The organism is Novosphingobium mangrovisedimenti (assembly GCF_025153475.1).
GTDB lineage: Bacteria > Pseudomonadota > Alphaproteobacteria > Sphingomonadales > Sphingomonadaceae > Novosphingobium > Novosphingobium mangrovi_A.
The window spans coordinates 279,431-300,352 of record NZ_JANZXA010000004.1 but is presented as its reverse complement, the minus strand read 5'-3'; the positions used below and the strand labels follow the sequence as shown (position 1 = coordinate 300,352).

General features: G+C 62.8%; 21 protein-coding genes and 1 CRISPR repeat array. Of the genes, 13 read left to right on the top strand and 8 right to left on the bottom strand.

Annotated features, from left to right (window positions below):
* Nucleotides 1-5: 5 nt before the first annotated feature.
* A complete protein-coding gene (traA, locus tag NZK81_RS08620) occupies nt 6-2,990 on the bottom strand; it encodes a Ti-type conjugative transfer relaxase TraA (RefSeq protein WP_260045704.1) in 2,985 nt (994 codons plus the stop codon).
* Nucleotides 2,991-3,162: 172 nt separating this feature from the next.
* On the opposite strand from traA, the gene NZK81_RS08615 reads away from it, so the two are divergent.
* The gene (locus NZK81_RS08615; protein WP_260045723.1) at nt 3,163-3,468 is read left to right on the top strand and encodes a conjugal transfer protein TraD; all 306 of its coding nucleotides are present in this window, start codon (nt 3,163-3,165) and stop codon (nt 3,466-3,468) included.
* Nucleotides 3,469-3,472: 4 nt separating this feature from the next.
* Nucleotides 3,473-3,763, top strand: coding sequence for a conjugal transfer protein TraD (locus tag NZK81_RS08610; RefSeq protein ID WP_311202078.1), 291 nt, complete (start codon nt 3,473-3,475; stop codon nt 3,761-3,763).
* Here NZK81_RS08610 and NZK81_RS08605 read toward each other — a convergent pair.
* Complete coding sequence (locus tag NZK81_RS08605; RefSeq protein WP_260045703.1) at nt 3,723-4,031, bottom strand: sigma factor-like helix-turn-helix DNA-binding protein; 309 nt, start codon at nt 4,029-4,031, stop codon at nt 3,723-3,725. The genes NZK81_RS08610 and NZK81_RS08605 overlap by 41 nt on opposite strands.
* A complete protein-coding gene (locus tag NZK81_RS08600; RefSeq protein ID WP_260045702.1) occupies nt 4,024-4,644 on the bottom strand; it encodes a hypothetical protein in 621 nt (206 codons plus the stop codon). The genes NZK81_RS08605 and NZK81_RS08600 overlap by 8 nt, the downstream gene beginning before the upstream one ends.
* A 487-nt stretch (nt 4,645-5,131) precedes the next feature.
* Between NZK81_RS08600 and cas9 the strand changes: the two genes are divergently transcribed.
* The 3 genes from cas9 to cas2 are packed head-to-tail and all read left to right on the top strand — an operon-like array spanning nt 5,132 to nt 9,485.
* A complete protein-coding gene (gene cas9 / locus NZK81_RS08595) occupies nt 5,132-8,293 on the top strand; it encodes a type II CRISPR RNA-guided endonuclease Cas9 (RefSeq protein WP_260045701.1) in 3,162 nt (1,053 codons plus the stop codon).
* Nucleotides 8,251-9,153, top strand: a complete 903-nt coding sequence (cas1, locus tag NZK81_RS08590; protein ID WP_260045700.1) for a type II CRISPR-associated endonuclease Cas1 — start codon at nt 8,251-8,253, stop codon at nt 9,151-9,153. Before cas9 ends, cas1 begins: the two co-directional genes overlap by 43 nt.
* Nucleotides 9,154-9,155: 2 nt before the next feature.
* Entirely contained in the window at nt 9,156-9,485 is a 330-nt protein-coding gene (gene cas2 / locus NZK81_RS08585) for a CRISPR-associated endonuclease Cas2 (RefSeq protein ID WP_260045699.1), read from the top strand.
* A gap of 58 nt (nt 9,486-9,543) precedes the next feature.
* A CRISPR array of direct repeats spans nt 9,544-10,833; the repeat unit is 36 nt; unit sequence GTCCTACCATGGGCAAATCGGTAGGGAAACCACGGC.
* Nucleotides 10,834-10,864: 31 nt separating this feature from the next.
* Here the strand turns inward: cas2 and NZK81_RS08580 are convergent.
* Nucleotides 10,865-12,028, bottom strand: coding sequence for a nucleotidyltransferase and HEPN domain-containing protein (locus tag NZK81_RS08580; protein WP_311202077.1), 1,164 nt, complete (start codon nt 12,026-12,028; stop codon nt 10,865-10,867).
* A 260-nt stretch (nt 12,029-12,288) separates the two neighbouring features.
* Between NZK81_RS08580 and NZK81_RS08575 the strand changes: the two genes are divergently transcribed.
* The 8 genes from NZK81_RS08575 to NZK81_RS08540 are packed head-to-tail and all read left to right on the top strand — an operon-like array spanning nt 12,289 to nt 17,820.
* Nucleotides 12,289-12,528 (top strand): helix-turn-helix transcriptional regulator, encoded by a 240-nt coding sequence (locus NZK81_RS08575; RefSeq protein WP_260045698.1) that lies wholly within the window; start codon nt 12,289-12,291, stop codon nt 12,526-12,528.
* Nucleotides 12,515-12,718: a hypothetical protein gene (locus NZK81_RS08570; RefSeq protein ID WP_260045697.1), complete on the top strand. Its 204-nt coding sequence runs from the start codon at nt 12,515-12,517 to the stop codon at nt 12,716-12,718. Before NZK81_RS08575 ends, NZK81_RS08570 begins: the two co-directional genes overlap by 14 nt.
* A gap of 49 nt (nt 12,719-12,767) precedes the next feature.
* Nucleotides 12,768-13,037 carry a type II toxin-antitoxin system Phd/YefM family antitoxin gene (locus tag NZK81_RS08565; protein ID WP_260045696.1) on the top strand — a complete coding sequence of 90 codons (270 nt, stop codon included), beginning with the start codon at nt 12,768-12,770 and terminating at the stop codon, nt 13,035-13,037.
* Nucleotides 13,034-13,468, top strand: a complete 435-nt coding sequence (locus NZK81_RS08560) for a type II toxin-antitoxin system VapC family toxin (RefSeq protein WP_260045695.1) — start codon at nt 13,034-13,036, stop codon at nt 13,466-13,468. The genes NZK81_RS08565 and NZK81_RS08560 overlap by 4 nt, the downstream gene beginning before the upstream one ends.
* On the top strand, nt 13,465-15,105 hold the full coding sequence (locus NZK81_RS08555; RefSeq protein WP_260045694.1) for a recombinase family protein: 1,641 nt from the start codon (nt 13,465-13,467) through the stop codon (nt 15,103-15,105). The genes NZK81_RS08560 and NZK81_RS08555 overlap by 4 nt, the downstream gene beginning before the upstream one ends.
* Before the next feature lie 28 nt (nt 15,106-15,133).
* The gene (gene rdgB, locus NZK81_RS08550; RefSeq protein WP_260045693.1) at nt 15,134-15,763 is read left to right on the top strand and encodes an RdgB/HAM1 family non-canonical purine NTP pyrophosphatase; all 630 of its coding nucleotides are present in this window, start codon (nt 15,134-15,136) and stop codon (nt 15,761-15,763) included.
* A 9-nt stretch (nt 15,764-15,772) separates the two neighbouring features.
* Complete coding sequence (gene hemW, locus NZK81_RS08545; protein ID WP_260045692.1) at nt 15,773-16,924, top strand: radical SAM family heme chaperone HemW; 1,152 nt, start codon at nt 15,773-15,775, stop codon at nt 16,922-16,924.
* Nucleotides 16,921-17,820 carry a tyrosine recombinase XerC gene (locus tag NZK81_RS08540; protein WP_260045691.1) on the top strand — a complete coding sequence of 300 codons (900 nt, stop codon included), beginning with the start codon at nt 16,921-16,923 and terminating at the stop codon, nt 17,818-17,820. The genes hemW and NZK81_RS08540 overlap by 4 nt, the downstream gene beginning before the upstream one ends.
* 6 nt (nt 17,821-17,826) lie before the next feature.
* Here NZK81_RS08540 and aqpZ read toward each other — a convergent pair whose 3' ends face one another.
* The 4 genes from aqpZ to rsmI all read right to left on the bottom strand — a co-directional run bounded on the left by aqpZ (nt 17,827) and on the right by rsmI (nt 20,899).
* Entirely contained in the window at nt 17,827-18,564 is a 738-nt protein-coding gene (gene aqpZ, locus NZK81_RS08535; protein WP_260045720.1) for an aquaporin Z, read from the bottom strand.
* 76 nt (nt 18,565-18,640) lie between these two features.
* The gene (gene gshB, locus NZK81_RS08530; RefSeq protein WP_260045690.1) at nt 18,641-19,627 is read right to left on the bottom strand and encodes a glutathione synthase; all 987 of its coding nucleotides are present in this window, start codon (nt 19,625-19,627) and stop codon (nt 18,641-18,643) included.
* An 85-nt stretch (nt 19,628-19,712) separates the two neighbouring features.
* Nucleotides 19,713-20,075 (bottom strand): YraN family protein, encoded by a 363-nt coding sequence (locus NZK81_RS08525; protein ID WP_260045689.1) that lies wholly within the window; start codon nt 20,073-20,075, stop codon nt 19,713-19,715.
* Entirely contained in the window at nt 20,072-20,899 is an 828-nt protein-coding gene (gene rsmI / locus NZK81_RS08520; protein ID WP_260045688.1) for a 16S rRNA (cytidine(1402)-2'-O)-methyltransferase, read from the bottom strand. The genes NZK81_RS08525 and rsmI overlap by 4 nt, the downstream gene beginning before the upstream one ends.
* Between the last annotated feature and the right edge of the window lie 23 nt (nt 20,900-20,922).

The window sequence follows — 20,922 nt, the reverse complement described above, 5'->3', positions numbered from 1 at the left end:
TCCTCCTAACGGCTGAGGCCGTGGCTGCGGCCCATCTCGATCCCGACGCTTGCCGTAAGATCGTGAGCGAGCTTGCGGCCCGTATCGACGTCGATACCAAGGTCCTGGCGGCGGGGACGCAACAAGGATTCCACTTGCGCATCACGTTCGAGGCTCTTGGCCATGCCCGCCATCTGCTCGGACACTTTGCGCGCGCCCCGGAAGTCCCCATCGCGCTTCAATTCCTCACGATGCTGGTTGAGCTGACGCCACCCTTCCACGAAACGGTCGGCGCGTAGCTGCGGATCGGTGCGGACTTCGGCCTCAAGCTGCATGGCGCGGATGGCCTGGCGGGTGCGGCCAGCGGCGGCTTCGGATACCAGCGCGGGATTACGGCTGTAGGCCTGCTCCATGTCCGCTGCTGAATGCTTACCGGTGGTGTTCAGCGCCTCGCGAGCCTTGTCCAGTTCGGCCGTCTGGTGCGGCAGGACAGGCAGACCTTTGTCCTGCATCCTCCTGACATCGGCGATGGCACGGGCATGGCGCTCCACGGCAATCTGCCGCATCGGATCACGCTCGGCCTGGACGGCTTTCGCAGCATCGGGAGGACGGAAATCGGCGAAGGCTCCCTTGAGCGGAGCCGAGGGCATGGAGCGAGGCCGATCGGGTGCGACCGGCGCTGCGCGATCCTGCCCACCGATGGCAAGGCGCAGACCGTCGAACATCCCGCGCGCTTTCTCCGGCATCTTATGGATGATCTCTGTCACCCGCTCGCGCAATGTGATTCCCCGCCGTTCGGCGAAGGTCTGCGCCGGATCGTGACGCTCGTAGTCGCTCGCCATGTCCTTGGCCCGCTCGCGCGAGAGGGCGCGGATCAGCCGGGTTTCATCCTTGAAATCGTCACGGCCGTAATGAAGCTGCAGACTATCACGGTGTCGGGACAACCCGACATACGCGGCATGGCGATCCATGCCTGGCGTCGCCAGCACATGGCCGCGATCGACCGTCATGCCCTGTGCCTTATGGATCGTGGCGGCGTAGCCATGGTCCAGATGCGCATAATCCTTCGTGTCGAACGTCACGCTGCGCCCGTCGTCAGTGCGCACGGTCATGCTCTGTGGGTTGACCTGTTCGATGGTGCCCAGCGTACCGTTCTTGACCTCAAGGCTCCGCTCGTTCTTCAGGAATATGACACGGTCGCCGCCTGCGAAGTGCCGATCGCCGCGCTCGGTCTTCACCAACACGTCGTCGCCCAGCTCGCCGGCCTCGCGCAGGCGCCCGCGCGCGGCCTGGTTGAGTTCGCGCACCTCATCATTGGTGTGGGTGAGGATGATGCGGGTTTGATCCGGCGCAGCGATGCGCTCGCGGTCCCAGCGCTCGACCAGTTCGCCGCGCGCCGCCTCACGGGTGGCGGCGGCATGAACCATGCCGTGCTCCCTATAGGCCCGGATCGCCTCGCCGGTTCGGCCGGTGGCCAAGTGGCGCGTGGTGTCCTGCTGCCATCCGGCGCGCTGGCGGCGCACTTCGGTGATCTCGACACCGCCATGACGTTCGTGGAGCGCACGGAAGGCTGCCCCGGCTTCGATCGCCTGCAATTGCTGCGGATCGCCGACCAGCACAACTTTGGCGCCAGCCTCCTGGGCGTGGGACAGCACGCGCTCCATCTGGCGCGTACCGACCATGCCCGCCTCGTCGATCACCAGCACATCGCGCGAGGATAGAAGATCGCGGCCTTGCGCCCAGCCATGTTCCATGCTGGCGATAGTGCGCGAAGCGATGCCCGAGCCGTTCTCCAGCCCTTCGGCGGCAATGCCCGACAGGGCAGCGCCGCGCACATTGAACCCTGCATCCTCCCACGCCTTAAGCGCCACGCCCAGCATCGCGCTCTTGCCGGTCCCGGCGTAGCCGACGACCACACTCAGATCGTGGCCCCCGGTCGCATGGTCGAACGCCGCGCGCTGCTCGCCCGACAGCACAAGTCCGCCGTGCTCCGCAAGCGCCAGTGCCCCGTCCCGGACGCTTTCCGATACGTCATGCCGGTCGCGCTCGGCCATCAGGTCTGCCGCGCGCTGCAAGCGCTGTTCGGTCTCGATCATCTCGCGCGATGTGAACCGGACTTCTCCGCGCCCGTCCTTGCCCAGCTCAGTCAGGTCAGGCGAGCCACGCACCGCGCTCATGGCGGCATCGTACTGGTCCTTGCCGTCGCTGTGGCGGTGAACGAACATCGCCAGGTCGCGAGTGGTGAAGGTGGCCTGCTGGTGCGTGATCGCATCCAGCGCAATACGCGGCTCGGCAATGATACGCTCGCCATTCTCCCGGGCGATGGCACGATGGTCCTCGATCCGCTCGGCTTCGAGACCACGCGTCCCCATGCGCGAGGCAGCCGGACCGATTTTGTCCTGCGGTGCGAGGTCGATGCCTTGCGCTTCCAGAGAGCGGTGATCGATGCGGGCGTCGATGTCCAGCTCGGCGAGACGCTGGTTGGCGTGCTCTTCCCAGCGTTCGCGCCACTGTTCGACCATCTCGGTGCGGTTCCAGTCGCGGACCTTGGTGCCGAAACCGTCCTCGCCGACTTCGCGCATGGTGAGCATGACATGGGCATGGGGTTTGGGCTGGCCGTCAGTACCGACATCCCAATGGACATTGAGATCGGCAATCATGCCCTGGTCCACGAACTGGTCTCGCACGAAGTCGCGCGCCAGTCCGATGCCCTGCTGCTGGTTCAGTTCCCTCGGAATCGCGAATTCCACTTCGCGCGACAGCTGGGCATCCTTGCGCTTCTCGAAGGCCTCGACATCGTTCCACAGCCGCTCCCGGTCGCGCCATTCCTCGGGCGCGTTCTCGGGGAGCAGCACTTCGCTGTGAACGACGCCCGGCTTGCCCGTGAAATCATGGTCACGGTCGAGGCGCTCGTCGTGCAGGCGCTCACCCGCACGATAGGCCGCCGCCGCGACGGCGCTGCGGCCCGAGGCGCGGCTGATGACTTTGACCGAGAGGTGGAAGATTGCCATGACGGCAATCCAGTTACACTTCACGAGCGACGTCGGCACGACGTATAAGCGCGCCCTTCCCAAAGAAATTCCGGGAAGGGACCGGGCCGTTTCAGACTATCCCGGCGACCCTACTGCGCCGCCGTCAGCGCTCACCTATCATGGCTACACCACGACAGGAATGGAGACTGTGATGCGCAAGCCACGCGATTTTGATTCGGAACTGAAGGCGCTGGCCGACAAGGCGAAGCAACTGAAGGAACGCCGCGTGCGCCAGCTTGGCGAACTGATCGTTGCGACCGGTGCCGATGCGCTCGATGCCGACATGCTGGCGGGCGCGCTGCTCGATGCGGCCGGTATGAAGGACACGGCGAGGAAGGAGGTCTGGCGCAAGCGCGGCGCGGCCTTCTTTCAGGGCAAGGCGGGAACGTCTGCGGCGAGACCTGACCGCGACCCGGAAGGCACTCTGCCGCTCAGTGGCGGCGGGGCATCGGCTTGAGGCCGTGAAGGCACGAACCGACATGCGGGGCTGGCAGGTCAAGCGCCGCGAACGCACCCGCCATCTGATCGAGCTGGGCGGGCTCGTCGTGAAGGCTGGCCTAATCGAACTGACCGGCGATGATCGCGCTATCCTGTTCGGCGCCTTTCTCGACGTTGCGGCGCGTCTGCGCAGTGACGATGGCGAGCAGCGCCGCGTGCTGTGGCGGCGGCGCGGCAAGCGGGCCTTCGATCTCGATGCCGAGCGCGAAGGGCCTACAAGCTCTCGCCCCGCGCTGCCCGGCCGAGAAGTTTGATGGCGGTAGCCATATGCACTTCGACCTCATCGATGCTGATCCCGACGCGCACCGCGATCCGGCGATAGGGAAGATCGTCGAAACGGTGCATCATGAACACCTCGCGGGTGAGGTCCGGCATGCGTTTCAGGGCCTCTTCCATGCGAGCAAGGCACGCACTGTCGGGCGGTGGCATTGGTGCCTGTAAACGACGTGTCAGCCATCGCATCGCCAGGACCCGGCAGCGCGAGCGGATGACGGCGAGGCGACCGTTGCTCGGTTCAGTCATGGCGCTGCCTCCCGCGTGTCGGACGTGCGTGGCCGGTTACCGCGCGCACATGGTCGAGCAGCTGGCGCGTGAGTGATTGCAGGTCCGCGCCGGACCAGGGACAGGAATGCCCGCCGCCGATGTCGGCGTGCCGCCATTTGCCGTAGGGCGATACAAAGCAGGCAAGCTGGTCGATCGCGGGCTCGTCGAGGCCGAGGCCCGTCGCATTGGCGAGCGCAAGCGACCGGTCGATGTGGAGCCCGACGTGGCGCGCGCACCATTGGTCTTCGAAGCCGACGTCGAGAAGATGCGCGGACAGGCCGAGCTGCATCACGATGCCGGTGTGATAGAGCAGGTTTGGGCCCTCGCGGATGATCCCTTGCTCGATGCTGGCGAAGAACTGCTCGGCGTTGTGGTAGCGCGCCCGGCTGAGGCTGCGTCCTGCACGCGTCCGGTGCAGCGTGGCGGGCTCACCCACCCAGTCGAATTGCCGCAGTGCCGCCGTCCAATTGGGCGCGGTTGCGATGGCTGGAACCGCGACCGGCGCAAGGGACAAGGTGCCCAGCAGCGCGCGGCGCGATGTGGGCGAGGCGATCGGCGAACGATCGCGGTTCGTTGAAGGCTTCGATGTCATGACAGACCTGCACACTGGCGGTCCGCGCTGTCAGGCACGGAAGGTGCAAGCGGTGCTCTCTGGTCGCCGCATGTCAGCGGCTGTCAGCAACCGCCCGACGCATGCGGCCGAGCGTAATGATGCCTGGCAGGATAAACCTTCGGGACGGCCGCCAGTGTTCCGTCCCGTGCCACGCAATATGGCTCAGATGGGAGTTTCCAGCAAGCTAGGCTGCGCGATGCATCTCAGCGGACGACCAGATTGGGACTATCTTCAGAACGGAAGGATTCGGGCGATTAACAGAAGCAAAACCCCCACCGGTTTCCCAGTGAGGGTCCTGTGAACAGAGAAACCTCTGTATCAGTGCTTCAATAAGGAATTTCCCCGAAGAGATGATCCTTCACAGTGAAGCTCTGTTACCGTGGCTTCCCTACCGATTTGCCGAAAACACGATTGCCGATTGACCTTGCCCGGTCAAGGCGCTTCTTTCGAAAGAAAGGGGAAAGTAATGAACGGCCTCGTTTTCGGTATCGATCAGGGTATTGCCTCTTGCGGGTGGGCCGTGTTGCGTCATCCCACTCCAAGTGATCCGACCGGTGAGATCGTCGCAATGGGATCGTGGATGTTCGACGTTCCCGAAACCGACAAGGAGCGCACCCCAACCAATCAGATTCGGCGCGGCAATCGACTGCTCCGCCGCGTAATCCGCCGCCGGGCGCAGCGTATGGCCGAAATCCGCCGCCTGTTTCACAGACACGGATTGCTGGCAGGGCAGGAGCCAGATGCGCTGAAGCGTGCTGGACTTGATCCTTGGGAACTGCGCGCAAGGGGTCTCGACAAAGCTCTATCGCCCGCCGAGTTTGCCGTCGCGCTTGGCCACATCGCCAAACGGCGGGGGTTCAGATCGGCCAAGAAGGGTAAGGAAGCTAACACCGCTGGTGATGATCAGAAGATGCTCAAGGCGCTGGAGGCCACGCGCGAGCGGCTTGGGCGTTATCGCACTGTCGGTGAAATGTTTGGCCGCGATCCCGACTTCAGCGATCGGAAGCGCAACCGGGATGGCCTGTTCGATCGCACCCAGAGCCGGGACGACCTGATCCACGAAGTCAGTGAACTGTTCAAGGCACAGCGCCGCTTGGGCAATGATGCGGCCACCACGGAACTGGAAGATGTCTTCACCGCCATCGCCTTTCGCCAGTTGGAGATGCAGGACAGCGAAAAGCTCGTCGGGATGTGCCAGTTCGAACCAAAGGAAAAGCGTACTGCACGGTTCGCGCCTTCCTTCGAGAAATTCCGCCTCTTGGGCAAGCTGGTCAATCTGCGCGTCACCACGCCGGACGGCGAGCGTCCGCTCACTCCGGAAGAAATCAAACTTGTGACTGCCGATTTGGGCAGCACAGCCAAGCTCACCGTAAAGGCAGTGCGTAAACGGATCGGCCTGCTCGACGATCAGCGCTTCACGGCAATCAAGCCGGAGGATGAAGCGCAAGATATCGCCGCCCGCACCGGCGAGGCCATGCATGGCACGAAGAAGCTGCGTGATGCTCTGGGGGATGCGCTATGGATGGAAATGCAGGCGCAACCGGAACTGCTTGACCGGATCGCCCATGTCATCAGCTTCTACGAGACCGCCGATACGATTGGCGCCGAATTGCGCAAACTGAGCCTGCCGAAAGGCGCGGTCGATGCGCTCCTGGCTGATCTTAGCGTATTCTCCCGCTTCAAAGGGGCAGGACACATTTCCGCGCTCGCTGCGCGTTCGTTGATCCCCCACCTCGAAAGCGGCCTTCGCTACGATCAAGCTTGCGAAGCAGTTGGCTATGACCATGCTGCCTCTCGATGGTCGAAGCGGGAGCAGGTTGCGGACAAGAAGGCGTTCAACCGTCTGGTGGAAGACATGGGCAAGGAAATCGCCAACCCTATTGCCCGCAAATCACTCACCGAAGGGCTGAAACAGCTGTGGGCCATGCGCAACCGCTGGGGGCTGCCGGATGCAGTGCATATCGAAATGGCGCGCGATGTCGGCAACAGCCTCGAGAAGCGCAACGAAATCAAGCGTAATATCGACAAGAACACTGCGGAGCGGGAGCGCCAGCGCGAGGAAGTCCGCGAGCTTCTGAAGATAGAAGACGTCAGCGGGGATACCTTGCTGCGATACCGGCTTTGGAAAGAACAAGCAGGGCGTTGCCCCTATACCGACAAAGCGATCCCGCCGAACGCGATCAACGCCACCGACAATAGCCATCAGGTGGACCATATCCTGCCGTGGTCGCGGTTTGGGGACGACAGCTATTCCAACAAGGTGCTTTGTACTGCTGAGGCGAACCAGCGGAAAAAGGGCCAGACGCCCCACGAATGGATCATGGCGTCGCAAGGGGAAGATTCCTGGAACACCTTCGTGGCCAGGATCGAAGGCAACGCCGCTTTTCGCGGCGCAAAAAAGCGGAACTACGTCCTGAAAAACGCGAAGGAGGCGGAGGAACGCTTCCGGACGCGAAACCTCAATGACACAAGATATGCATCGCGCCTCCTCGCTGAAGCCGTGAAGCTATTCTATCCGGAGGGCGATCGACAGGAAAAGGGCGGAACCCGCCGCGTTTACACTCGTCCTGGCGGACTGACGGCGGCCCTGCGCCACGCCTGGGGTGTTGAATCGCTGAAAAAAGTGGATGGCAAGCGCGTCGATGATGCACGTCACCATGCGCTCGACGCTCTGGTCGTTGCTGCAATTGGCGAATGGGAGGTGCAACGGCTCACCCGATCTTTTCAGGAATGGGAACAGAAGGGACTGGCCCGCCCGTTGCGGCAGGTTGACCCGCCGTGGGGCGACGCGGCCAGCTTCCGGCGGGAAGTAAAAGAGGCAAATGACGACATTTTCGTGGCACGGCCCGAGCGCCGACGAGCGCGGGGAGAAGGTCATGCCGCAACTATCAGACAGATCAAGGAGCGTAATGGCGCGCAGGTCGTCTATGAACGTAAGTCGATCGCCGGTCTTTCGGAGAAGCGGCTTGCCGATATCAAGGACCCCGAACGCAATCAGGATATAGTTGAGGCCATTCGGCAGTGGATCGCCGATGGACGTCCTGCCGACAAACTACCGCTTTCGCCCGCCGGAGACGAGATACGCAAAGTCCGGCTACGCACAAAAGGAAAACCGGCGATTCAGGTCCGAGGAGGCACGGCCGATCGCGGCGAGATTGCCCGGGTGGATGTGTTTGCAAAACCCAACAAGCGCGGCAAGGAAGAGTTCTATCTGGTGCCGATCTACCCCCATCATGTGATGAACAAGCGAGATTGGCCCATGCCGCCTATGCGTGCCGTAGTGGCCTACAAGGATGAGGAGGAATGGACGTTGGTCGACGGCAGCTTTGCATTCCGGTTCAGTCTTCATCCAAGAAGCTACATTGAAGTGATAAAACCTACAGGAGAGATATTATCTGGATATTTCCAAGGGCTAAATAGATCAACCGGTGCAATCAATTTGTCCAATCACAAAAATTCGCGATCCTTGGTCGATGACGATGGAAATTCCACGCAAAGTATCGGTGCAAAGACCTTGTTAACCATGAAGAAGTACAACGTAGACCGCTTCGGCGCGCGTTCCGAGGTGAAATCTGAGGTCCGCACATGGCATGGCGTGGTCTGCACATCTCAAACCCAGCTCGGCTGAGCCACCGCAGCCGCCAGATTGTCGTCGATCCAGAAAATGATGGTGAGGTGCTGACCTTTCCCGTCGAGGACATCGCCTGGATTATCCTCGACACGCCGCAAGTCTCTGTTAGCGGCTCCTTGCTCAGCGCCTTGGCCGAGAATGGCGTTGCCATGGTGGTGCCGGATGCAAAGCATCGCCCGGCCGGCATGTTGATGTCATTCCACCAGCATCATGCTCAAGCCGCTATCGCCCATTCGCAGATTGCGATGAGCCAGCCCTTGAAGAAGCGGCTGTGGCAAAAACTGGTGTGCGCGAAGATCGAAAATCAGGCCGCCGTTCTGCGCGGCATCGGCAGCGACTATGCCACTGCTCTTTCAGCGATGGCTGGCCGGGTAGGTTCCGGCGACCCTGACAATCTCGAAGCCCAGGCTGCGCGCGCCTACTGGCAAAGATTGTTCGAAGGATTCCGGCGTCACGAGGAAGATCGGCGCAATGGCCTGCTCAACTACGGCTACGCCGTCATCCGTGCCGCCCTTGCGCGAGCTTGCGCCGCCTCTGGTTTGCTCCCTGCCTTCGGTATTCATCACCGATCCCGAACCAACCCATTCAATCTGGTCGATGATCTGATCGAGCCATTCCGGCCGGTTGTCGATCGAATGGCGCGCGCACGTGCGGCCGGTGAGGAACGCGATGAACTCGATGTCGAAGACCGCCGCCACATGGCGGGAATTCTGAGCGAGAACATCTCCATCGGTGAAGAACGCATGACCATGCTCGCCGCGACAGAAGCGGTCGCGGCGAGCATGGTCAGAGCCATCGACGGTGGCAGTGCCGGGCTGCTCAATACGCCAGCGCTGCCGCTGGCTCGGCGCAACTGAACATGGAAGCCGAAGAGGTTCGCTTCATGTGGCTGATGGTTTTCTTCGACCTGCCAGTAAAAACCAAACCGCAACGCGGCAGGGCAAGCCGATTTCGCCAATTCCTCAAAAAGGATGGCTATATCATGCTGCAACTTTCAGTTTACGCGCGGGTCTGCCGAGGGCAAGATGCTGTGGACAAGCATATTCGCCGGGTGCGTTCCAGCTTGCCCAAAGAGGGTAGCGTGAGGACGCTCCAGGTTACTGACAAGCAATATGGCAGGATGGAATTGATGCTGGGAACAGCGCCAAAAATTGAGAAAATTGGACCATCCCAGATGGTTCTGTTGTGATTTCGGCGGTGTTTAAGCCGCGAAAATCACAACAGTTCCAATCTGTTACCGCAAAGCAGTCCTACCATGGGCAAATCGGTAGGGAAACCACGGCACGGCACGGTGTCGTAGCCGGTGAGGCCAAGTCCTACCATGGGCAAATCGGTAGGGAAACCACGGCTGGGCTTGGACGAGTTCAAGAATCGCTTCAGTCCTACCATGGGCAAATCGGTAGGGAAACCACGGCGTCGGATGATCTGGTGCGTCAGTGCGAGACGTCCTACCATGGGCAAATCGGTAGGGAAACCACGGCCACGAGCGACAACGAAGGCACCTCAACCAGGTCCTACCATGGGCAAATCGGTAGGGAAACCACGGCTCCGCGCCGCCGCGACCGGATAGGGATTGTGTCCTACCATGGGCAAATCGGTAGGGAAACCACGGCCCGCAGGCGGAAAACCGGCTGATCGTGGTAGTCCTACCATGGGCAAATCGGTAGGGAAACCACGGCGGCAGAGACGCGCGAGGCCGAACGCATCGGGTCCTACCATGGGCAAATCGGTAGGGAAACCACGGCCTCCCGATACCGCTATTGTCCAGATCTTTTGTCCTACCATGGGCAAATCGGTAGGGAAACCACGGCATCGGTGTAGCCGGTAGCGTTAAATCGTTAGTCCTACCATGGGCAAATCGGTAGGGAAACCACGGCAGGGGATGACGCGTGTCGGCTGTATGCCATGTCCTACCATGGGCAAATCGGTAGGGAAACCACGGCCTGATCGTCACGGGCAGCGGATCGGAGGAAGTCCTACCATGGGCAAATCGGTAGGGAAACCACGGCGCAGCGCTGGCAGGCAAGCCAACGGCTCAGGTCCTACCATGGGCAAATCGGTAGGGAAACCACGGCATCGGTCTTGCTACCGTAGCCGTTCTAGTCGTCCTACCATGGGCAAATCGGTAGGGAAACCACGGCCCGCTAGCACTGCAGGGCGACCCTTCCGACGTCCTACCATGGGCAAATCGGTAGGGAAACCACGGCGGCTGCGCTCAGCATCTCGTGACGATCGGCGTCCTACCATGGGCAAATCGGTAGGGAAACCACGGCGTGTGCCTGCCGCGACATGCCGTCTGGTCCGTCCTACCATGGGCAAATCGGTAGGGAAACCACGGCCATCTTGAACGCGCCTGTGCGATTGATGCCGTCCTACCATGGGCAAATCGGTAGGGAAACCACGGCCAACCTGAAAGCTTCCGGTTCTTCATTCTCGTCCTACCATGGGCAAATCGGTAGGGAAACCACGGCCTCTACCTGGGCACGGCGGTGTTCGTCCTCGTCCTACCATGGGCAAATCGGTAGGGAAACCACGGCGTCAGAGCGAGGTCGCCATGGTTGCTGCGAATTAGGCTGCTGCCATTTCCAATTCAGCGATCTTGTCGGTGCAGACTTCATGCACCACGCGCCCAAGTTCCTCGACGCGTTCGCTAAGCCAGTTCAAATCCTCTTCGGTAATCTTGTAGTGCTTCGAGTAACGCGCTTTGGTGTAAGCTTCCTTGAGTTTCTGGAACATCGCCCGCTCGCTTCGAGTCTCTTCAGGCCAGATGCTGTACATGCGCCGGTCAAGCCCCTCAGCAAGCGAGCGCAGAAAGGCGATATTGTGGTTGTAAGGCGCGTAAAAGGTCAGCGTGAGCAGGAGGCAACTGTATAGACGCTCGGCAGTCTGGTGCATGTCGAACGCGGCGTCCTTAAGATAGCCGCGCTCGATGTCGAACTTTGCAATTTCGAACCGTTTCATCGCCGATGGAAACCCATCGTCAAAATACTCCCTGGCCGCCTGCAACGCCTGCTGCGGCGTCTTGGGCTTGGGTGTATGCAGTTCGGTGTCGTCGGCCTCGTAGAGGGCGATCCCGTCCTTCTTGATCTCCATGAAGAACAGGCGGCCATGGGCGAGGCCGTCGTTCACCTCATGCAGCGAATGCACGATGAAGTTGACTGGCGTGCGCAGGGTCTTCTCGATCGTGTAGGCCCGGATCAACCGTTCCTCGCACTTGGTCCAGTAAGTCGCGCGGTCGGTCATCTCCTTCTGGCTGACGATGACCAGGATGTCGTAGTCGGACTTGTACTGGTTTGCCGATAGCGGCGCATCGACCCAATCGCCGCGCGCGTAGCTGCCGAAGAGCACGATCTTGAGAATGCGGGCACCCTTGCGGCTGCCGGTGGCATTCTCGGTCGCAGCGCGGAATTCGTCGAAGATAACCTCGACGATGCGCTCAAGCTCGCGCTGCTTGGCCGGAGGAAGGTGATCGAGGTCAGTGCGCATATCCATGAGAATCTTCGGGAATTGCGCGGACTTTGGCAAGGTCAAATACTTGCGCTGCATCGTTGCGTCCTTTTGCGCACATGCCGCCCACGACCAGCACTGTCGTGCCGGTATCGGCACTTCAGTGCCTCTCCTCTTGTTCGCAGGCACGACCGATGTGCAACATGCCATCCGGCGGGCAGGCAAACGAAAGGAAAGTTTGCCATGTTTCAACTTCGCGCGTCGAAGCCACGGACGGAAAGCCATCTCTGCGAATCACTTCCCCATCCGTTCGGGAAGGACGCAGGGCAGTCCAACCAGTGCCAGTCCGCCTGCGGCGGGACGCCATGGGAAAAAATCTGCCGCTCCGCCAGTGTACGCCTGCGCACGCCAGGGAACGTCTGAGAACGACTGAGTTCGCCTGAGCGCACCGGCCCTAATTCCGGCACTCTTGTGCTGCGCGTCACTGCTGCCGATGATGCCCTCAGGGGAGCCAACCTGCCGACAGGGAAGGGAATTGCATCCCCATGTCCAACGTTGAAAAGATCATCCGCCTCAAGACCGTGCTCTCCCGCACCGGCCTGTCCCGTACCACCCTCTACCGTAAAATTGCCGAAGGCACCTTTCCCCGGCAGGTGAAGATCAGCGTCCATGGTGCGGGTTGGCATGAGTCCGCCATCAACCGCTGGATTGCCGACCCGGCAGCCTGGCGGGTAGATCACGATGATCGCGGCCCGGACAAAAGGGCTGGTCATGGCCAAGGATGAAGACCGGCCCGATCGTTCGCGCGTCGCTGCCAACGACAATGCAGGTCATGTCAGCCCAACTGAAGCCGATGCCGCACTGACCCGCATTGCCGAGGCCATCGGCAGGCACATCGCGCGCGAGCATATCCGCAAGCGCCGGGAGGCGAATGACAATGACCTGGGCAGGCAGTTGCCGCCTGCGGACTCTTGACGAGCGCTAAATAAATAACCAGTATGACCATATTGTTGGAGGTCTGGTTATGAACGTTGAAACGCACTCCGATGTCTGGACCGTGGCGGAAGCAAAGGCGCGGCTGAGCGAGGTCATCGAGAGGGCGCGGCGCGAACCGCAGGAGATTACCCGCCACGGCAAAAGTGCCGTCGTCATGGTCGATGCCGCCCTGTGGGAACGCATCAAGCGCCGCGAACATCGGGGTAGCTTTGCCGACTTCCTGCGGACCTCGCCCCTTCGCGGTTCCGGCCTGGAAATCGATCGGCTCGAAGGCGGGATTCGCGAGGTCGATCTGTGAGCTTCCTCCTCGACACCAATGTCATCTCCGAAGGCGCCCGGCCACGCCCCGATCCGGGAGTGATGGACTGGCTTGCCTCGATGGACGAGGAGCAACTGTTCCTCAGTGTCGTATCGCTGGCCGAGTTGCGGCATGGGATCGAACGGCTCGATGACGGCGGCCGAAAGGCCGCGCTCGACGTCTGGCTGACAGAGCAACTGGCTCCCCGCTTCGAGGAGCGTTTGTTGCTGGTCGATCCCGGCACTGCCGATCAATGGGGCCGGGTGGTGGCCCGGACGCAATCCGCAGGACGGCCCATAGGTGCGATGGATGCCTTCCTTGCCGCGCACGCGCTCCAGCATCAGTTGACGCTGGTCACGCGCAATGTTTCCGACTTCGAGGCGGCCGGTGTTCGTCTTTTCAATCCCTGGACCGAAGGGAAGCAATCATGACCCGTGTCGCGCTCTATGCCCGCTATTCCTCGGACCAGCAGAACGCGGCCTCGATTGCCGATCAACTGCGTATCTGCCATGAACGGGCCGAGCGTGAAGGCTGGCAGGTCGTGGACACGTACGAGGATGCAGCGATCTCCGGTGCCAGCCTGATCCTGCGTCCCGGTATCCAGGCACTCATCCAGGATGCGCGGACGGGCCAGTTTGATCTGGTGCTGACTGAGGCGCTTGACCGTGTCTCTCGCGATCAGGCTGATGTCGCGACACTCTTCAAGCATCTCCAGTTCTCGGGGATTCCCATGGTCACCCTGGCCGAAGGAGAAATCAGCGAACTGCACGTGGGCCTCAAGGGCACGATGAACGCGCTGTTCCTCAAGGACCTGTCGAAGAAAACCCACAGGGGCCTGCGCGGGCGCGTCGAGAAGGGCTTTTCCGCCGGGCCGGTCGGATATGGCTACCGTGCGGTGCGGCGCCTCACCAGTGAAGGCGAACTGGTGCGCGGTGAGCGTTCTATTGACCCGGCAGAAGCACTCATCGTCCAGCGCATCTTCCGCGAGTTCGCCTCCGGCAAGAGCCCGCTCGCAATTGCGCGTGATCTCAATGCGGAGAGCATTCCCGGCCCCTCGGGCCGTCCCTGGCTCGACACGGCGATCCGGGGCGATGAGCGGCGCGGCGCCGGTATCATCAACAACGAACTCTACGTTGGCGTGCTGGTCTGGAACCACAAGCGCTACGTCAAGGATCCGGGTACCGGAAGGCGGGTCACCCGGCTCAATCCCGAATCCGAATGGATCAGGGCCGAAGTACCCGCCTTACGGATCGTCAGTGACGATCTCTGGCAGGCGGCCAAGCATCAGCAAAAAGCGCTTGCCGAGCGCTACGCATCGGTCCGGCAGGCAGCTCAGGCCAGAGCCATGCACGCCCATGCGCTGCGCAGGCCTGCTTATCTTCTTTCCGGCCTGCTCGAATGCGGGGTTTGCGGCGGGACGTATGCCATCGTCGTTGGCGATCGTTACGGCTGCGTCAACCGCTACCGCAGCCACACCTGCACCAACAGCCGGACCATCAGGCGCGCGGAGCTTGAGCGCCGGGCGCTTGCAGGCATCGCGGAGAAGCTGGTCTCGGCAGACAAGGTCGAGGCGGCGGTTGCGGCTTATGCCGCACACATCAACCGGGAGAACCGCGAACGGCGCATTGAGGCCGAAGCGGACCGGCAGGCGCTTGCGCGGGTTAAGAAAGCCATCGCCGGAATTCTCACTGCGATCGAGGACGGGTTCTACCAGCCGTCCATGAAAGCCCGCATGGCCGAACTGGAGCGCGAGAAGGCCGACATCACCGCGCGCATGGCGGAGACGCCCCGCGACATTCCCGATGTCCATCCCGGCATTGCCGAAATCTACCGGCGCAAAGTCGCGCGCTTGGTCGAGACGCTCGACGATCCCGACACGCGTCTCGATGCTTCAAGTGACATCCGTTCGCTCATCGGCAGGATTATCCTTCATCCCGGCGAGAAGCGCGGACAGGTCCATGCCACGCTTCACGGCGAGCTGATGGGCATTCTCGACTTTGTGAATGGCACTTCGCAACCCGAGGCTGGCCGAGTTATAACAAAGGTGGCCTCGGGTTCGCGGGGATGACGATCGGGGTGGCGCGCAGGAGTATGAGATGGCCCGCAAATTCGACAGCAAACGCCTCGTCATCGCCACGCACAATGCAGGCAAGCTCAGGGAAATCTCCGCCCTGCTTGCGCCCTTCGGAATCGAATGCCTGTCCGCCGGCCAGCTTGGGCTGCCCGAACCGGAAGAAACCGGCACGACCTTTGCCGAAAACGCGCTGATCAAGGCCCATGCTGCGGCCAAGGCCTCCCAGCTTCCCGCTCTGGCTGACGACAGCGGCCTTTCCGTAACCGCGCTCGGCGGACGCCCCGGCGTCTACACTGCGGACTGGGCCGAGCGGCAATGGTTCGAAGGCGATCCGGGCCGCGACTGGTACATGGCCATGGGCAAGGTCGAAGGCCTGCTGTGCGAACAGGGCGACGATGTCGACCGTTCCTGCTGGTTCTCCTGCACACTGGCCATAGCCTGGCCCGAGGGCGACGAGGTCGTCTACGAAGGCCGCGTCAACGGCACGTTTTCCTGGCCGCCGCGCGGGACGATGGGCTTCGGATACGATCCCGTCTTCGTGCCCGAAGGCCGCGACATGACCTTCGCCCAGCTCGACCCCGAAGAGAAACACAAGATCAGCCACCGCGCCGATGCCTTCGCCAAGCTGGTCGCGGAGCAGTTCGGCAGCTAGTATCGCGCAATGGCGCGCGCGCTCTACATTCACTGGCCATTCTGTCTCGCGAAGTGTCCCTACTGCGACTTCAACAGCCATGTCCGCGACCGGGTGGACCATTCGCGCTGGGAACAGGCCCTGCTCACCGAGATGCGCCACGAACGCTACGCGGTGAACGACGAGCCGCTTGAAAGCATATTTTTCGGCGGCGGCACCCCCTCGCTGATGCCCCCCGCCCTCGTGGCGCGATTGCTGAACGAGGCGGAAAAGCTCTGGGGCTTCACGCCCGACATCGAGATCACGCTGGAGGGCAACCCGTCTTCGGTCGAAGCGGCCAACTACGCAGCGCTGGCCGGTGCCGGCGTCAACCGCGTCTCGCTCGGCCTGCAGGCGCTCGACGACGAGACTCTGCGCTTCCTCGGCCGGTTGCACGATGCCGGTGAAGGTCTTGCCGCGCTCGACGTGGCGCAGCGCCATTTCGCGCGCGTCTCGTTCGACCTGATCTATGCCCGCCCCGACCAGACGCTGGAACAGTGGCAGGCGGAACTCTCCCGCGCGCTGTCGTTCGGGACCGGGCACCTCTCGCTCTACCAACTGACCATCGAGCCCGGCACGCGCTTCGAGACCATGGTGCGCAAGCACGAATTCGAACCGCTCAGCGACGATGCCTGCGCGGACCTGTTCGCGCTGACCCGCGAATTGACTGCCGCCGGCGGGCTTCCCGCATACGAGGTGAGCAATCATGCCCGGCCGGGTGAAGAAAGCCGCCATAACCTCACCTACTGGCGCTATCAGGACTATTGCGGGATCGGCCCTGGCGCGCATGGACGGCGCGGGGGCGCGGCGACAGTGCGCCACCGCAAGCCGGAAAACTGGCTCGACGCGCTCGATCGCGCGGGAGCCGGCATCAGCGAGACACGCCCTCTCGGCATCAGGGAACAGGCCAGCGAGGCGATGCTGATGGGTCTGCGCCTGCGCGAAGGTGTGGACCTCGATCTCATGGCCTCGCGCTTCGGTCTCGATCCCGCGGAATTACACGATGTCCGCAAGGCCGCGTTCTACGAAGGCCAGGGCCTCATGTGGCAGCGCGGCCCGCACCTCGGCGTGACCGAAGCGGGGATGCCGCTACTCGACGCCTTGCTGGGCGAAATCGTTCCATCCTCGCTCGTCGAGACATGACCCGCGCGGATATTCTCGAGGCCTGGGGCACTTATCTCGCCCAAGGGCGGCGGCGCAGTCCGCACACGGTCAGGGCCTATATCGCGACCGCCGCACGACTGCTCGATGCGGTGGGGCAAGCCGACTGGAAGAAACTCGCCAGCCTGAATGCGTCGGACCTTCGGCGGCAACTGGCGGCGCGGCGGCAGGACGGGATCGGCAATGCCTCGGCGGCTCGCGAATTGTCGGCACTCAAGGGATTTCTCGCCTTCGCGCGCGAACAGGCAGGCGTCGCGGACGCCATGCCGCCGCGCCTGCGCGGCCCGCGCATCAAGAAGGGACTGCCGCGCCCGATCACCCCGGACGAAGCAGTGAACCTCGCCGTTGCGGTCGAGGAGGATGCCAGCGAGCCATGGATCGGCGCGCGCGATCGGGCTGTCCTGCTCCTGCTCTACGGCGCCGGGCTGCGCATTGCCGAAGCGCTCTCGCTGACCGGTGCCTCGGTACCGCTCGGCGATACGCTCACCGTGACCGGCAAGGGCGGCAAGCAGCGCGTCGTCCCGCTGCTGCCCATCGTGCGCGAGGGCGTTGCCGATTATCTTGCCAAATGCCCCTGGCCGCTGGAAGGCGACAAGGCGCTGTTCCGGGGCGCCAAGGGCGGGCAACTTTCGCAAGGGATGGTGCAGAAAGCCACGGCGCGCGCGCGCGTAGCGCTGGGGCTGCCGGCATCGGCCACGCCCCACGCGCTGCGCCACAGCTTTGCAACACACCTGCTGGGCGCGGGCGCGGACTTGCGGTCCTTGCAGGAACTGCTCGGCCACGCCTCGCTGGGATCGACGCAGATCTATACCAAGGTCGATGCCGCGACCCTGCTCGACGTCTACCGCAACGCGCACCCGCGCGAACGGCAGGACTGAACGAAATCAGCCCTCGGCGTCATCGGTCGCGAGCAGCAATTTCCAGATCAGGCCGCCCAGCGCACCACCCACCAGCGGAGCCACCCAGAACAGCCAGAGCTGGCCCAGCGCAGCCGTCTCGGCGAAAATCGCAACGCCGGTCGAACGTGCCGGGTTCACCGAGGTGTTGGTGACCGGGATAGACACCAGATGGATCAGCGTCAGCGCCAGACCGATAGCGATGGGCGCAAAGCCCGCCGGAACCAGCTTCGAGGTCGAGCCGAGAATGACGATCAGGAAGCCTGCCGTCAGAATGATCTCGATCAGCAGTGCTGCCTGCATCGAATAGCCACCGGGCGACAAATCGCCATAGCCGTTCGAAGCGAAGCCGCCCGGCGTGAAGCCGGCCTTGCCCGAAGCGATGGCAAACAGCGCCGCACCGGCGATAACGGCGCCGATCACTTGCGCGATCCAGTACGGCACGAGGTCTTTCCACGCGAACCGTCCGCCCACGGCGAGACCGAACGATACCGCCGGATTGAAGTGTCCGCCCGATATGCCGCCGACGGCAAAGGCCATGGTCAGCACGGTAAGCCCGAAGGCCAGCGCCACCCCGGCAAAGCCGATGCCGAGATCAGGAAAGGCCGCGGCCAGCACCGCCGAGCCGCAGCCGCCAAACACCAGCCAGAACGTTCCGAACAATTCGGCCGCAAGTTTCTTCGACATACCCCACTCCTCAAGCTTGGAGAGAAACTCTAGCCCAATATTTGTGAGGTGCAATCGAATGAAGATTACTATCTTGTAACCGCCGTACGTTCCGCTCTGCTCAACACAGGCACCGTTACATCGCTGCGTGGCGAGCCTCGATAGCGTCCCAGATCCTGGCGCTGGTATCGGTGCCGTTGAACTTGTCGATGGCAACGATTCCGGTGGGCGAGGTCACGTTGATTTCGGTCAGCCACTTGCCGCCGATCACGTCGATGCCGACGAACACGAGACCGCGGGCCTTGAGTTCGGGCCCGAGCGCGGCGCAGATTTCCTCTTCGGCCGGGGTCAGCCCGCAGGCCTCGGCTGAACCGCCGACGGCCAGGTTGGAACGGAACTCGCCCTCGCCAGGCTTGCGGTTGATGGCACCGGCAAATTCGCCGTCGACCAGAACGATACGCTTGTCGCCCTCGGACACGTCGGGAAGGAAAGGCTGGACCATGAACGGTTCGACCCAAGCGTTCTGGAACATCTCGACCAGCGCGCCGAGATTACTGCCGTCGGCCGGCACGCGGAACACCGCCTTGCCGCCATTGCCGTGGAGCGGCTTGACGACGAGATCGCCCGGCAACCCCTTGTCCACCATCCGCTGCTGGAACAGGCGCACATCCTCGATCCGGCGGGCGATGAAGGTCGGCGGCATGAAGCGGGCATAGTCGAGCACGAAGACCTTCTCGGGCGCATTGCGCACCGAGGCGGGATCGTTGACCACCAGCGTCTGCCCTTCGAGCCGTTCCAGCAGGTGGGTCGCGGTGATGTAGCCGAGATCGAAAGGCGGGTCCTGGCGCATCAGTACCACGTCGATGTCGGCCACAAGATCGATCAGGCGGTACTCGCCGCGCGTGAAGTGAGCGCCTTCCTTGCGCTCCACCGTCACCGGGGCGCCCCAGCAGGTCAGCTTTCCGCCCGCGCCTTCCGACGTATCGTAGGCCAGCGTGCGCACATCGTAGTGGAACAGCGTGTGCCCCCGCGCCTGCGCGGACAGCATCAGCGCGAAGGACGAATCCCCGGCGACGTTGATGTTCTCGAGGGGGTCCATCTGAACGGCGATGCGAAGGGTCATGAATTCTGGTCCTGCGGATAGGGGGTACGGCGCGCGGCCTACCCGGAATTTGTGCAAGGTGCGAGGCGTTTCAAGGACCTCGCGATCAGGCGCCCGGTTGCCAGGCATTGACGACCCGGCGCGGCCAGCAACGCGGCGCGATCAGGATCACGTCTATGCGCTGCGTATCTCCGGGCTTCTCGAACCGTCTGGCCACGGATTCGGCAGCGGCGGCGACCCGGCGCAGGCGCGGCACGGTGATCGCCGTGTCGAGCGCATCCTGCGTCGCGCGCCACTTCACTTCGACGAAGCACAGGGTCTGCCCGCGACGTGCAACGATATCGACCTCTCCCCGCGACGAACGCACCCGGCGGGCAAGGATGCGCCATCCGGTCAGCAGCAGATAGAGCGCGGCCATCGTCTCTCCGCGTCGCCCGTTGCGTTCGGATTGCGCACGACGACCGTTCATTTCAGCTCCATGGCGCGGGCATAAAGATCTTTGCGATCCAGTCCCGTCGCCTTCGCCACCCTGGCCGCGGCCTGCGAGGGCTTTGCCTGCGCGAGTTCGGCGCGCAGCAAGGCGTCCACATCGATATCGCCGGCCGGTTCATCCGAAGGCGGCGCCACAAGCAGCACGATCTCCCCCTTCGGCGGATGCGCAGCATAGTGATCGGCCAGCTGGGAGGGCGTGCCGCTGCGGCATTCCTCGAATTTCTTGGTAAGCTCGCGGCCCACGGCGACCTCGCGCCCCGGCAGGACCTGATCGATCGCCGCGAGCGCTGCCGCGAGGCGCGGGGCGGTTTCATAGAATATCAGCGTTGCCGGCACTTGTGCGAGTTCGGCCAGGGCCTCCTCACGCGCCTTGGCCTTGTTGGGCAGGAACCCGGCGAACAGGAAGCGGTCGTTGGGCAGGCCGGAAAGCGTCATGGCCACAACAGCCGCATTCGGGCCCGGAAGGCTGGTAACGGCTATGCCGCGCTCCCGCGCCGTGCGCACCAGCCTGTAGCCGGGATCGGAAATCAGCGGGGTGCCCGCATCGCTTACCAGCGCGACCGGCTCGCTTTCCATCAGCGCCAGCAGCCGTTCGCGGTCGCCTTCCCCGGCGTGGTCGTCGTAGCGGATCAGGCGCTTTTTCAAACCGAGATGGTGCAGCAGCTTGCCCGTCACGCGCGTGTCCTCGCAAGCGACGACGCCAACGCCGCGCAACACATCTACTGCCCGGAGTGTTATGTCCCCCAGGTTGCCAATCGGGGTAGCCACTATATACAGCCCCGGCGAAAGAGAATGTTCCATCGCGGGACTCATGGCCAAGGACC